15 protein-coding genes, 1 tRNA gene and 1 pseudogene are annotated in these 12,807 nt (G+C 63.6%); 7 read left to right on the top strand and 10 right to left on the bottom strand.

The genetic code is table 11. From position 1 onward, the window contains the following. Positions 1-68: 68 nt before the first annotated feature. Positions 69-878 carry an undecaprenyl-diphosphate phosphatase gene (locus tag O6Y00_RS14915; protein WP_353443369.1) on the bottom strand — a complete coding sequence of 270 codons (810 nt, stop codon included), beginning with the start codon at positions 876-878 and terminating at the stop codon, positions 69-71. Positions 879-937: 59 nt separating this feature from the next. Further along, positions 938-1,891, bottom strand: a complete 954-nt coding sequence (locus O6Y00_RS14910) for a complex I NDUFA9 subunit family protein (protein WP_353443368.1) — start codon at positions 1,889-1,891, stop codon at positions 938-940. A gap of 112 nt (positions 1,892-2,003) precedes the next feature. Between O6Y00_RS14910 and O6Y00_RS14905 the strand changes: the two genes are divergently transcribed. Both O6Y00_RS14905 and O6Y00_RS14900 read left to right on the top strand, forming a co-directional pair. After that, positions 2,004-2,090 (top strand) — tRNA-Leu (locus O6Y00_RS14905). A 397-nt stretch (positions 2,091-2,487) separates the two neighbouring features. Next, positions 2,488-3,159: a DUF6445 family protein gene (locus O6Y00_RS14900; RefSeq protein ID WP_353443366.1), complete on the top strand. Its 672-nt coding sequence runs from the start codon at positions 2,488-2,490 to the stop codon at positions 3,157-3,159. Positions 3,160-3,324: 165 nt separating this feature from the next. On the opposite strand, the gene O6Y00_RS14895 is transcribed toward O6Y00_RS14900, so the two are convergent. Continuing rightward, on the bottom strand, positions 3,325-3,579 hold the full coding sequence (locus tag O6Y00_RS14895) for a CPCC family cysteine-rich protein (protein WP_353443657.1): 255 nt from the start codon (positions 3,577-3,579) through the stop codon (positions 3,325-3,327). A gap of 298 nt (positions 3,580-3,877) precedes the next feature. Between O6Y00_RS14895 and O6Y00_RS14890 the strand changes: the two genes are divergently transcribed. After that, entirely contained in the window at positions 3,878-4,531 is a 654-nt protein-coding gene (locus O6Y00_RS14890) for an outer membrane protein (protein WP_353443365.1), read from the top strand. Positions 4,532-4,785: 254 nt separating this feature from the next. Here O6Y00_RS14890 and O6Y00_RS14885 read toward each other — a convergent pair whose 3' ends face one another. After that, positions 4,786-5,055 carry a hypothetical protein gene (locus O6Y00_RS14885; protein WP_353443364.1) on the bottom strand — a complete coding sequence of 90 codons (270 nt, stop codon included), beginning with the start codon at positions 5,053-5,055 and terminating at the stop codon, positions 4,786-4,788. A gap of 182 nt (positions 5,056-5,237) precedes the next feature. On the opposite strand from O6Y00_RS14885, the gene O6Y00_RS14880 reads away from it, so the two are divergent. Next, positions 5,238-5,573: a hypothetical protein gene (locus O6Y00_RS14880; protein ID WP_353443363.1), complete on the top strand. Its 336-nt coding sequence runs from the start codon at positions 5,238-5,240 to the stop codon at positions 5,571-5,573. Positions 5,574-5,576: 3 nt separating this feature from the next. Continuing rightward, positions 5,577-6,227, top strand: a complete 651-nt coding sequence (locus tag O6Y00_RS14875; RefSeq protein WP_353443362.1) for an SOS response-associated peptidase — start codon at positions 5,577-5,579, stop codon at positions 6,225-6,227. Between the two features lie 63 nt (positions 6,228-6,290). On the opposite strand, the gene O6Y00_RS14870 is transcribed toward O6Y00_RS14875, so the two are convergent. Continuing rightward, positions 6,291-7,304 carry a DUF4113 domain-containing protein gene (locus O6Y00_RS14870; RefSeq protein WP_353443361.1) on the bottom strand — a complete coding sequence of 338 codons (1,014 nt, stop codon included), beginning with the start codon at positions 7,302-7,304 and terminating at the stop codon, positions 6,291-6,293. Between the two features lie 741 nt (positions 7,305-8,045). Further along, positions 8,046-8,258 carry a hypothetical protein gene (locus O6Y00_RS14865; protein WP_353443360.1) on the bottom strand — a complete coding sequence of 71 codons (213 nt, stop codon included), beginning with the start codon at positions 8,256-8,258 and terminating at the stop codon, positions 8,046-8,048. A 461-nt stretch (positions 8,259-8,719) separates the two neighbouring features. On the opposite strand from O6Y00_RS14865, the gene O6Y00_RS14860 reads away from it, so the two are divergent. Both O6Y00_RS14860 and O6Y00_RS14855 read left to right on the top strand, forming a co-directional pair. Next, positions 8,720-9,058, top strand: a complete 339-nt coding sequence (locus tag O6Y00_RS14860) for a hypothetical protein (protein WP_353443359.1) — start codon at positions 8,720-8,722, stop codon at positions 9,056-9,058. A gap of 181 nt (positions 9,059-9,239) precedes the next feature. Further along, positions 9,240-10,871, top strand: a complete 1,632-nt coding sequence (locus tag O6Y00_RS14855; protein WP_353443358.1) for an FAD-binding oxidoreductase — start codon at positions 9,240-9,242, stop codon at positions 10,869-10,871. Here O6Y00_RS14855 and O6Y00_RS14850 read toward each other — a convergent pair. The 4 genes and pseudogenes from O6Y00_RS14850 to O6Y00_RS14835 all read right to left on the bottom strand — a co-directional run. Beyond that, positions 10,799-11,077, bottom strand: coding sequence for a hypothetical protein (locus O6Y00_RS14850; RefSeq protein ID WP_353443357.1), 279 nt, complete (start codon positions 11,075-11,077; stop codon positions 10,799-10,801). The two genes, O6Y00_RS14855 and O6Y00_RS14850, sit on opposite strands and share 73 nt — an antisense overlap. A gap of 13 nt (positions 11,078-11,090) precedes the next feature. Next, positions 11,091-12,149, bottom strand: coding sequence for a hypothetical protein (locus O6Y00_RS14845; RefSeq protein ID WP_353443356.1), 1,059 nt, complete (start codon positions 12,147-12,149; stop codon positions 11,091-11,093). After that, on the bottom strand, positions 12,146-12,565 hold the full coding sequence (locus tag O6Y00_RS14840; RefSeq protein ID WP_353443355.1) for a DUF4383 domain-containing protein: 420 nt from the start codon (positions 12,563-12,565) through the stop codon (positions 12,146-12,148). The genes O6Y00_RS14845 and O6Y00_RS14840 overlap by 4 nt, the downstream gene beginning before the upstream one ends. A 150-nt stretch (positions 12,566-12,715) precedes the next feature. Beyond that, positions 12,716-12,807, bottom strand: a pseudogene (locus tag O6Y00_RS14835) (integrase catalytic subunit); the annotation flags it as partial.

The raw sequence follows: 12,807 nt of genomic DNA, 5'->3' as shown, positions 1-12,807 counted from the left end.
TAACTCGTCAAATTAGCTAAGTTGTCTAGGAACAATCCTCAACAAGGCTTATTGATACCGAATTGGGCCTACTTGCTGAGCAACCAGACCAGCGCGGCCGAGCCGGCAGCTACCCGGTACCAGGCAAAAGGCACGAACCCGTGCTTGGTGACGATCCCGACGAACCACTTCACGACCAGCAGCGCAACGACGAACGACACCGCAGCGCCGATCGCGATCGCGCTAAGCCCGACACCGCCGCCGCTGGCGATCGCATCGCGGTTCTTCAGCAGTTCGAGCGCGCTTGCCCCCAGCATCGTCGGGATTGCGAGAAAGAAGCTGAACTCGGCCGCGGTCCGCCGCTCGACGCCCAGTGCCAGCGCACCGAGGATCGTCGCACCCGACCGGCTGACGCCGGGGATCATCGCAAGGCACTGTAGGAAGCCGATGCCGATCACCGTCTTCAACGGAATATCCGCGACGCCACTGATATCGCTGCGCGGCGCGAACCGCTCGACCGCGAGGATCGCGAAGCCGCCGACGATCAGCGCGATCGCGACGACCTCCGCATTCCCGAGCAACGCCTCGATATGCTTGTGCAGCGCGAGACCGATCACCGCCGCCGGGATGAACGCGACCACCAAGTTGCGCAGGAACAGCCAGGATTTTGGCTCACGCTTGATGAGCCCCATGCCGACCGCCCAGAACGTCCGCCAGTACAGTACGACGATCGCTAGGATCGCGCCGAGCTGAATCACGACGTTGAAAACCTCCCAACGCCCCGCATCATAGCCGAGCAACCGCGTCGCGAGGATCAGATGCCCGGTCGAGGAGACGGGCAGGAATTCGGTGATCCCCTCGACGATGCCGAGGAGGATGACGGTGAGAAGTTCGGTCAAGCGGGAGCTCCGGCGCGGAAGGTCAGGGCAGTCTCAAAGGGTAGGTAGCACGCACAGGATCAGGCGACATGGACTTCCGCATGCGTCTCGGCGCGACGGCCGAACCGTCCGGCCTTGCGAAAGCGCACCAGCCAGCCCGGCGCGACCGTCGACAACGGCGTCGCCTCGATCCCGAACGCGGCGAGGCCATCGGTGCCGGTGACGATATTGTCGGTCTGCAGCATCGTCCACTGGTCCTCGGTGATCGGCGCGCCCGGCAGGAAACCGCCCTTGGCGATCAGCGCCCCGGCAAAGTCCGGCAGCTCGACGATCGAAGGGTTGCGGCCGATCGTCTTGGCGATCCAGCGGATAAGGTTGCCCATCGTGATGATGTCAGGCCCGCCGAGCTCGAAGGTCTGGCCGCCGAACGCCTCGGGATCGGACGCCGCCGCCACCACGGCGTCCGCCACGTTGCCGACGAACACCGGCTGGAACTTCGCGCCCGCGCGCAGCACAGGAACCACCGGCGCCTTGGCGATCATCCCGGCAAAGCGGTTCACGAACTGGTCTTCCTGGCCGAACACGATCGACGGCCGCAGGATCGTCGCGTTGGGGAACGCCTCCAGCACGGCCGCCTCGCCCTGCCCCTTGGACTTGCCGTACGCCGACGCGGACTCCGGATCCGCGCCGATCGCCGAGACGTGCACGAGCGCGCCCACGCCGGCCTTCGCCGCAGCCTGTGCCACCGTCTGCGCGCCAAGAGCCTGGACACGCTGGAAATCGCCGGCCAGCACGCCAACCAGGTTCACCACCACGTCGGAGCCGTGGATCGCATGCGCGATTGTCTCGGGCTTGGTGACGTCGGCACCGACGAACTGCGTCTGGCCCAGCCCGCCGAGCGGCTTCAGGAAGAACGCCTGCCGCGGATCGCGCTGCGCGATGCGGACGCGCGCGCCCGTCGCCAGCAGCGCCTGTGCGACATAGCGGCCGACGAAACCGCCACCCCCGATCAGCGTCACCAGTTTGTCGTTCATCGCGCGTCCGTCCACTTTGTTTTGCCTGCCAATCACGAATAACCCCTTGCCCCAGCAAGAGGCGTGTTGACAAGCATCGCGACCCTCCCCTAGAGGCGCCCTCCTACCCCGTGCCCGGATGGCGGAATTGGTAGACGCACCAGCTTCAGGTGCTGGCGATCGCAAGGTCGTGGAGGTTCGAGTCCTCTTCCGGGCACCACGGTCTTCACCGGTTGGGAAACCACCGGCGAGGCCCTTTCTCTGTATAAAAGTACAGCTATTTTGGCGATATAGGTCGAGCAGACCTGCAGATTTTCTCTGCATCCCGACCTCCGGCCAGCACTGCGAGGCGCCGATCACCTTGGAGGCGACGCGCCGTTGGCATCTGTAAGTTCGGGATAGTCGCCATGCCTAGGCACTCGTCTGCATGGGATGCGCTCGCGTGCGGCACAGTGGCTTCGTCCTAAGGGTCAGGTTCCGAATGAAGCGGCGACGAAAAGTGGTTTCGGTTTATTCTGCGGGATTGCTGGAGTTTGCCGGATCGTCGATGTCGTCTCGCTGATCCGAGAAGTCCGGTGTCCGGTATTGGCATCGGCGATCAAGGGCGACGAACATATATGAGTATTCCGAGGATCGTCAGGCGGCATATCGGCTACGAAGCGGAGCCGCTGATCATGATCGATGGATTCGCCGCAGACCCGGACGCGTTGCGCAAGGCGGCAGCGGAAGCCGTGTTCAAGGCTGCGGGACAGCATTATCCGGGCATTCGCGCACCGCTCCCGGACACGTACCTTCGCCATCAGCTTCCTCGAATCGCGCGCGCGCTGGGGCGTGATTTCGGGCCATGTCGCCGCATCCGCGTGATCGACGCCCAATTCGCGATCGTCACTGTATCGCCCGACGCGCTCGACATCCGGCAACGCCTGCCGCACGTTGACGCCTATGGCCGCGACCGGATCGCGCTGGTGCATTATCTCTCACCAACGATCCGCGACGGTACCGCGTTCTTCCGGCATCGCGAAACCGGGTTCGAGACGATCGACGAAACGCGAGCCGCTGCATTCTTCGCGCGGCTCGGCAACCAGGTCGACGCTACTGCACCCGGCGGATATATCGCCGGGGATACGCCCCTGTTCGAACGTACGGCCTTGATCGACGCGATGTATAATCGCGCATTGCTGTATCGAAGTTATGTTCTGCACAGCGGCGCGATCTCGCCCAGCGCGGTTTTCTCCGCCAATCCGGCTAACGGGCGCTTGACGGTTACAGCGTTCCTCGCGATCGAATAGGTCGGTGTGCGCGACCAATGTTGCGCGACTGATGTTGGTCAGACAACCGCGGACTTAGGGTCAACGTTCGTCGCCGGGAGCCACTCGACAGACGACGATACCGGATCATTCGCTTGGCGCATTGATCAACCATCCGATCGCCGAAGTAACAGCCCCGGCGGGCCATCACATCATCGCTGATCGCGCGAACGTACCCTCTATAATTATGCCGGTAACGGTGCTCGCGTTGACGGCGGTAAGCTTGTCCACTTCGCAACGCCAGCCAGCCGGCCAGCAAGCAAGCCCTATCCGCGATTGGGACTCGTCGAGGCTTTCACGGTTTGCGCCGCCTTTAAAATCAGGATCAGCCGCTCGGACAGGATCGTCATCCCGACCACAGAAATTGCAGATTTCCCAGTTTTCATATTCGCCGATCGCGATCGAACCGCAGCACCGAAAGCGTAGCCTCGGCGTTTGTCTGCAACTCAGCGATTCAACCTGATCCGACCCTTCGAACAGTATATCGCTCGACCGATCGTCCCACTTGACCGGCGGCGGCCATACGGACCAACGGCGCGGTCTCTTTCCATGGAAAGCCCATCATCCCCATCGACGGGGTAACATCGAAATGCTTTTTGACGGTGATCTTGCTCGCCGGCGAAGGCCAACCGATGAGTTAGTTAACCTAATTCGGCTTTAAGGCAGCAGCCAGTGATCGAGCTGGCTACGGGAGGTACTAATGAAGATCGTTGCCCTTGGAGCCGCCGCTTTGGCCGCTCTCGTTTCCACGTCTGCATTTGCTCAGGACATCGTCCAGACGTTCAACGGCCCGCGTATCGAATTGCGTGCGGGATGGGACAACCCCGACATCCGTGCGACACTGTCCGACAACCGCAATCGCGTCAGCCGGTCGGCGGACAAGAGCGGTTTCACCTACGGTGGCGAGGTGGGCTACGACTACAGCCCCGACAACAAGCTGGTCATCGGCGGCTATGCGGGCGTCGAGGGCTCCACCACGAAAGCCTGCAGTGAACTCTACGGTCTGGACCGGCTCTGCGTGAGAGCGGGCCGCAACATTACGGCTGGTGCTCGGGTCGGCGCAGTCGTCGGGGAATCATTCTTGGTCTACGGCAAGGGCGGCTATTCGAATGGTCGCGTATCTGTCGACTACCGCGACTACGAACTTATTCTGGCCGACGAGAATGTTGGTCGCAATCTTGACGGCTTTCACGTCGGTGCCGGGGTCGAAGCCGCACTGAGCGGCGGCGTCTATGGGCGTCTGGAATACGTCTACACGAAATACGGCCGGCTGTCGGCAGAAACCGACGTCATTAGCGCAAGCTTGAAGCCGACGCGACAGCAGGTCGTGTACGCAATGGGCGTGCGTTTCTAACCTGTACGAGACTCGGCGCATCGGGGGTTAGCCCGCGATGCGTCGATGGCTGGTCCACCCGTGTCAAAGATAGCGCCGGTCCTTTGATCGGCGAGCACGCACAATTCGTCCTCGGCGCGTTCGCGAACTCCGCGTCGATCAGCGTCGGCACGCTTTCCTGCGGCAATCCTTTAAACGAAAAGGGCACCCGAGTGTCCTCAGGTGCCCCTCCAGTTCGAGCTGTGCTTGGGAGCGGCTCGTTCTGTGTCGTGAAATCAGATACCGTTCGACAGGTTGGTGTCGGGATCGTTCGTCCGCATATCTTCAGCCTGATTCTGACCCGTTGCGCGAACTGCATCCGCCTTGTTCTCAAGGCGTGCCTCGGCGGCGTCGTTGCTGACGTTATCCGCGGCGTCTTCCAAATTGTCTGCGACGGCTTCCGTGTTGGACTCGATTTTGTCGGCGGCCTGTTCGCGTGGGCTGGAATTGCATGCCGACAGAGAGACGAGCCCTGCTGCCACCGCGATAACGAATGCCTTCTTCATTTTTTTACCCCTGTTTGATCAGAACTCACCAATAGCTGCTGCGCCATTTAGTTCCCGGCAGCCCCCCACCAGCGATCGACTCACCGATTAGACGACAAGCGTCGCGCGGAACGACCTGCGCCCCATCTACGTGCCTCAGCGCCGTATTGCGCGACACGACGAACCGGGCTTAGGCTCGCGCGATGGAAAACACCGCACCGTCGCTCGACCTGTTCACCCGCCTCGAGATCGCCCTGGAGGAACGCAACGAAGCTGCGGACGCCTTCGACCTGTTCAAGCAGGATGCCATGATGGCGCATGCGCCGGCACCCGGCGACGAGCCCGCCATCACCAGCGACGACGCTGCGGATGCCGCGGCCGGGGAAGTCGACGAGTTCAGCGCCGAAGTCAGAGGCCTGTTGAACGATGCATCGGACGCGGATCTGACCAGCGCCTACGAACAGTCGGGTGGCGAAGTGGGCCACCCGGTAGCCGAAGCGTTGCTTGGCGAGATCAAGCGTCGCGGCCTCGGGATCTGATCGATGTGTAATCGTGCCCGGTTCGACGGCGAGCCTGAAACCATCACCGAACGGTTCGGTGCGGCATGGCTTGCCGATAAGCCGATGGACAACCGGTTCGACCCGAAGGAACTACGGCCGTTCGGCCGGGCGTACGTCGTGCGGAACGAAGGCGGCCGCCGCGGGCTCGACGTGATGGAATGGGACGTCCTGGCGGGGCAGGCGAAGCAGGCGGGACGCAAGGTCGCGCAGACCAACGTGCGCACGCTTCATCTGCCGCAATGGCGGTCGCTCGTCACTGATCCGGCCAACCGCTGCCTGATCCCACTAACGGAGTTTTGCGAATGGGCCCGCGAGCCCACCGACCTCGGCGATGGCAAGACGCCGATCAAGGGAGAGATGTGGTTCGGGGTGACCGACCAGCCCGTATTCGCGGTCGCGGGCTTCTGGCGGCAGGTTGGCGATCAGCGCTATTTCGCGATGGTCACTTGCGACGCGAACGAACTGGTGGCTCCGATCCATCCGAAGGCGATGATCACGATCCTGCGGCCGGACGATCACGACCGCTGGCTGACCGGTAGCTATGACGACGTGCTGGCGTTGCAGCGGCCATATCCGGCGGTCAGCATGTCCGTGCGTGGACCAGTGTTTCCTACGCGCAACAAGCCCGTATGAGGCGGCGATTGTGCTCGACCTGCCTTCCGTCCGACGGCGATCGGTCATGACCGCCATCAGCGGTTACCAACTGGCATAATTGTGCACTTCAGGGGTATTGTATCGTAACTCCCCCCGCTTGTTGCACGTTTGCGCCGTGCTGGCCGCAATAAGAGAGGCGAGGCGCCCATCGGTGACGGGGCCATCCCTGAAAGGCTCGAACGCGATCCTATTTCCCGTCGCCCCGCCGACCCTGCGGACGGTAGCGACTTTGCCATTGGCTCTTACCGGTTCGAAGCGGTCTTCCCACCGCAAGCTCCACTTGAAATGCTTCAGTTGCTCTAGCCGGCCACCTTTGTGTTGGAGGATAAGCACAGCGCAGAAGCGCATCTCGACGAGTGCCCATGACAGGTAGTTCGGCTTGTTCGTGCGGTCATTGTCGCGCAGGGCGTCGTACCACTGCCCGGGCTTGTCGCCATGCGAAACTCGAACCGTCCCGGGCAAACGCGCGGCCGTCAGGGCAACGTTCAAGGGGCGCAATGGCGTGTATCCCAACGCTCTCTGCGTACCCGGAGGCGCGGTGAACACGTCAGTTGCAAACGAAACGTCACGGCAGGGGCCTACCCCACCCAGTTTTGAGCGGTCGCGGAAAACATGCACCTTGCCGGCGTCTGGCGTCAGGCCGCGGTACACCGCGCGATCGACCTCGAGCGTCTGCAATTGCGTCCAACCGATGCGCGCGCCAGTTCCATCGCCCCGCAGGGCAACCGCAGCCTCGACCTCGAAGGCGTCCGCGTCGAATGCAACGTAGGACGCAGAGCGGTCAGGCACTTCGATCCTGACGGACGGCGGCTTGGGCCGACGGAGAAACTGCAGGTCGACATGACCGACTTCGAGCATCACATGTCCTTGAAAAGCGCGGCCAATACGGTGTTTCTTCAACCGTTTTGCCCGGATTACAAGTACCTGTGCAATGTTGGTCGTCCACGCTGGCGACCGCATCTCCGGCCGCATTTTCCACTCGCGCGTAAGCCCCAGCGATGCCGTCACCGCCGTCCACGTGCCGAACTTGCCGTTGACCGTGTCGCGTGCGTCCATCCGTCGGTCGCGCTTGGCCGTGTCAGCTTCGAACAGCGCGCGTGGCCGCTCGCCTTCGGACAGCAGATCGTCGAGTATGACGCCGGCCTTCGTGAGGGCGTCATCGCTTACCGGGTTCAGCAGCCTTCAGGCAGGGCCGCTCTTTCGAGTTCGTCTTGTCAAAGCCCCCCCTCTGCGGATGCCTTCGTCACTGCTGACAATGGAGCAGAGGTTCGTGCCTGAGATGGTGCTGACATTACGACGGATTGCCTTCGGATCGTTCTTTGTGGCGTCGTCACAGGTGGGCAGGACGCTTCTGTCCATTCTAGAATCGCTCGTTCCCCTCGGGGTTATTCTACCATTGTTGCTACCGCCTCGGGACAGCGGAGCCGTCTACGAACCTGCCGACAAGGGCTTCCGGGTTGCGGTCGCGTGTACGGTTGGCGGGTGTACGGTTGGCGGGGCCGTAATTGCTCTTCTGCGCAGTTCTTTGTCGATCGGTATGGAAGAAACCAACCGCCGAGGCATGGCTACGCAAGCTGCGGTGCGAGGTTGAACCGTATCACGTCGCCCCAAGGACGACCGGCTCGATCCGACCTATCGGTGGATCGCGGACAAGATACACCGTGAAGCGCCGTCGGTGAGGCGTTCGATCGACTGAAGGCGTGCGGTTTCCCAGACTGGATCCGGCGGTGCGTGCCGATCGAGGACGCACTGCCTGACGAATAACAGAGCGAGCGAATCTCGAACGCCTTCATCCTGCTACAGCCGCCCACCGTGCTCGAGTGCGTCCGCCGCATGCTCCGCAAGCCGAGCGGGTGCGGCCGCGCTGTTGCCGAGAAGCTTGCGCGCCGAAGGAAGCTGGACACCGCGACGGTCGATGACGTGATCGCCGAGGTCCGCCGCCCCGAACTGCGCGCCATCCTCGCCCGCGTCCGCGCTTTTGTTGATCGTGCAAATCCGCCGAGCGGTCACACAGAGGCCCTGTGAGATCTAAATACAAAAGGACCGCCGATAGCGTGAGCACTTTGAAGCTCCCCAAGCCCCGAACCCAACGGGTTCAACATCCACCGGCCGCTGGTGAGCGTGTCGGCTTGCGCCGTCCCGTGCCTCCTGGGGAGCATGCGCGAATTCACGTCGCCCCCGTTGTGCGGCCGCGATCCGCACCGAACTGCACCGCCGTCGCCCCCCCCCAAATACCGCGACGGTGGTAGCTGCGTCCGATAGCTTACCGCACCTCCACACGGTGAGGTCCCGAAGGCAGCTGAGCAAACCGCATCTCCGGCCAAGGAAGCGTTCGATAACCGCTGCGACCGTGTAGCCTTGCAGGCTCGGTTTCAAGAAAATGCCATCGTCCGCTAGCTACTGGCTTTGTAAGGTCCGCCGATAGGTCCTTGCCCAAGGGGACTAGGTTCGTTGTGTCAGGATGCCATTCGATGAAACGTTTCAAGCGATACCTGAAGGGGGACGGAACAGACCTCACGTATCGGCTCGTCAATGATCCGAAGATCGTGTCCGAGGTGGAGTCCCGGTACACGCTCTACGAGGTCGATGTAAGCGGTTGCGATGGTTCCAGATACCGACACGTCCTGGTAGTGCCTCTTTCCCACGGGGCTGTATCATACAGCACTGGCTTGGCGCTGCTCGAAGAAGACTCGGCGAAGGCTGATGCGGGAGACTTCGCTGAAGTCGATCGCCTGGCAAATGCAGTTTCCTGGGACTTCAGGCGATATCGTACCTTCCCGGCACCGGAACTCGGCCGCTTCGTTCTGTGAGGGCCCATCGCCCGCGTACGTGCCTCCGCTGGAGCTGCGCCAACAGGGTGTGTTGGTCGCGAGGCGACCCTGCGTGGCCAACTGGGTTTGCATGGCGGCCTCCAGCGAGTTAGCAACGAACGTCACTGACGCGACCTTGGCAACGGCTTGGGCGCGATCATGACGCAGAAGGCGAGGTCCCGTGTCACGACGCCGATATCTTCTCGTGGGCGTCTCCGCCTTGGCGCTGACCGCCGGCGCCGGGGCGCTTTATGTCGCACCGCTCGCGGCTGATCCGACCGGGCCCAAGGACTGCGCCGACGTTCTACCCCACCTGCCCGGGATTGCGTCATCGACTGCGTCGGCCACGGTCGCCGAGCCGCGCTGGTCGCAACGCGGCGGCACCGTCAACGACGCAAGCTGCCTCAGCCGTACCGCCGTGGCGGGCGTAGTCCGCCCGCGCAGCGAGGCCGATGTCGCGACCGCGCTCGCCTATGCACGAGCACACCACCTGCCGGTATCGGCGGCAGGCGTGAAGCATTCGATGGGCGGACAGGCGTTCCGCGCGGGCGGCGTGGTGCTCGACATGCGGGGAATGCAGACGATCCGGCTGGATGAGAACGCGCGGACAGTGACCGTCGGCAGCGGCGCGACCTGGCATGCGATCCAGCTTGCGGTGCATCCCCGCTTCGCGGTGAAGGCGATGCAGTCGACCGACATCTTCTCGGTCGGCGGGTCGATCTCGGTCAACGCGCACGGCATGGATCATCAGGCGGGCGCGGTGATGGGATCGTTGCGCAGCCTGCGCGTGATGCTCGCGGACGGCCGGATCGTCACCGCCTCGCGCGACGAGAATGCCGATCTCTTCCGCCACATCGTCGGCGGCTATGGGCTGTTCGCCGTGATCCTGTCCGCGGTGCTCGATGTCGTGCCGAACGACATCTACCGCTCCGAACGCCAGCTGATCGACTATCGCGCCTTTCCCGACACGTTCGCGCGGATCGCCGCGGATCCCAGTGTCGGCCTCAGCTACGTCCACCTCTCGACCGCGCCCAAGACACTGCTGCAGGAGGCGCTGGTGTATGAATATCGGCGCTTCCCCGAGGATCAGACGCTGCTGCGGCAACCGTTGGGCGAGGTCGCGTCGACCAAGGTTCGGCGGCTGACGGTCAACCTCGCCAAGAAGAACGACCTGTTCAAGTCGCTGAAATGGTGGAGCGAGAAGAACATCGAGCACCGGATCGAGACCTGTACCGTGACGCGTGCGCAGGCGCAGGGGGCGGGCGAAGCCTGCCTGGTCGCGCGCAACGACCCGATGCACGATTCGGTCGCCTATCTGTTCAACGACCTCCCCGGCGAGACGGATATCCTCCACGAGTATTTCGTGCCGCGTGACCGGATCGTGCCGTTCATCGATGGCATGCGCGACATTTTCCGGTCGCAGGACGCCAATGTCGTCAACGCCTCGATCCGTGCGGTCGGGATCGAGGACAACGCGCTGTCCTATGCCCCTGCCCCCGCCTTTTCGGTCGTCCTCTACCTCAATCAGCCGACCACCGCGGAAGGGACTGCGCGGATGCGTCGGCTGACCAGCGACCTCATCGACCTGACCTCGAAGCAAAGCGGGCGGTTCTTCCTGCCGTATCAGCTTCACTATTCGCCCGCGCAGCTCGAACGCGCCTATCCCGAGATCGGCGCATTCTTCGCCGCCAAGCGTGCCTGGGATCCCGACGGGCTCTTCAGCAACACCTGGTACGCGCGCTACGCCCCCGCGTTCGCGAAGCATCCGGCGGCTACCCGCCCCTCGATCACGAGCGGTGCCCCCGCGGCGTAAAGCGCTGCCACGAAGCGGGGATCGGCAGAGCGCGCCAGCGTCGCACCGCGGCGGACCTCGACGACGCTGCCGCCCGCCGCTGCGATCGCCCGCACCGCAGCGGCGCCGTCGCCTATCACCGCTACCTGTCGCCCCGCAGGGCCGACGAACGGCATCGCGACCATCACCAGCGTCCAAAGCCCGAGCACCAGCAGGGCCAACGCCACCGTGCGCGCGACCCTAGTAATCATAGACGTGCTCGATCGTCGCCCCCGATGCGCGGACAGCGGCGATGCGCCCCGTCAGTTCCGTCACCGGTAAGGACACGCCGTAGCGCGACCAGCCCGGGCGATCGCCGAGCGGCATCGCGAGCAGCGCCGCGCTGGGCACCGCTGGGGTCGGCGCGAGCACCGTCATGAAGATGGTGCGGTTGCCGGCAATGCTCTCCACCACGACGCGGTGTTCCGCCAGCTTGACCAGCAAGTCGGTGAACTGCCCGTAACGCGGCGCGCTCACGCGCGTTCGGCCGTCTTTCGTCGCCAGCGGATGTAGACGCCTATCAACGGCCGCGATGGCCGGCGGCGTCGCGTCCACGGTCATGACCAGCGTCGTAGCGTCGGGCTGCATCGCCGCGAGCGCGCCGATCCCCGTTGCGTATACGGCCTTCACGCCATATTCCATGCTCAGCGCGACGCGTCGCTCGGGGCGGCGTACGATCGACCAGGCGCCATGCGTACGCCACAGACCGGCGAGCGTGCCGACGAAGTCGAAGCCGTACCACGGTACCTCGTGCATGAATGCGCCATAGCGTTGCTGAACGCGGGCAGCGTAGCGATCCTCCGGGCTGTGCCAGCCACCCAGCCATTCGCTGACCCGGCCGATCGTCGACTCCCAGCCCGCCTTGACTGCCATCTCGACAGTGAAACTAATGCCGATGACGTAGATCATCTGCTTGGCGTCGGCGGCGCCCGGTTGTGCTCCGGCGATGCGGTTGATCGCGCAATAGCTGCGCCAGAAGCCGGCGACATCCGCACCATAGTCATACCCGCTAGGCCGCCCGCCCTTGCCGAGATAGCGCCCCAGGCTCTCGGCCGAATAGACGATGTGCCATTCGGGATAGGTCAGCCACGTCCGCGCCTCCGGCCGACGCGCGGCGACGGGAACTATGCCTTGGCCCGGCGGCATCTTGGCGCCCCCCGGCACCGCGGGACAGCCCAGTTCGATCCCGCCGATCGGCACCAGCACCAACGCGGCTGCTATAGCGCCAAGGCCCGCGAGCAGGCGCCAGCGTCGCTTCACGCGACCGCCGTCCGTTGCGTCGCAGCCAACCGATAGCCGACCCAGATCGCATACCCGCCGATCAGCAAATGGGGCAGATTGGCGAAGACATGCGCATAAAGCGACTGTTTGATGGGCCCGTACAGGAAGATGCCGCCGTCCAGATAGCCGCTGCCCAGGAACAGCCCCATCACCCCGTCGGCAAAGTAGAGCGGACCGAACAGCCGGAAATAGGTTCGCGTCGCGCCATAGGACCACCAGGCTGCGACCCCGGCCCATAGTCCCGAAAATGCGTGCAGGCTGTCGTCGTACAGGTCGAGCTTGAACAGCCCGAACAGATTGCCGTCGGCATCGTGGAATGCGGGAACATACCCGATCGCGACGACCGCCATGAACCCGATGAAATAGAACCAGCCAATCCGCCGTATCGTGTCCATCGCGCCTCTCCCTGATCGAATAGTCTGAGCCTGACAGCCAAGCGGATCCAGTTCAACCGAAAGCCGGTCCCGCTTACCGGGGCCAGCATCGCTCATGTCGCTGACCCACGACAAGCTGAGCAGCCCCCACCGGGTGGTCCGGGTAGATAGTTAGTGCATTGTCGCCTCCGCCGCCATTGCCGGGCGTAGGTGGAGCGAAGCGGAACCGGAGGCTGGCAATGGCGGGGTCGCTGCTGCTGGCG

The organism is Sphingomonas faeni (assembly GCF_040407565.1).
Taxonomy (GTDB): domain Bacteria; phylum Pseudomonadota; class Alphaproteobacteria; order Sphingomonadales; family Sphingomonadaceae; genus Sphingomonas; species Sphingomonas faeni_F.
Note: the sequence above shows the minus strand (reverse complement) of the source record. Positions and strands in the feature narration are given on the sequence as shown.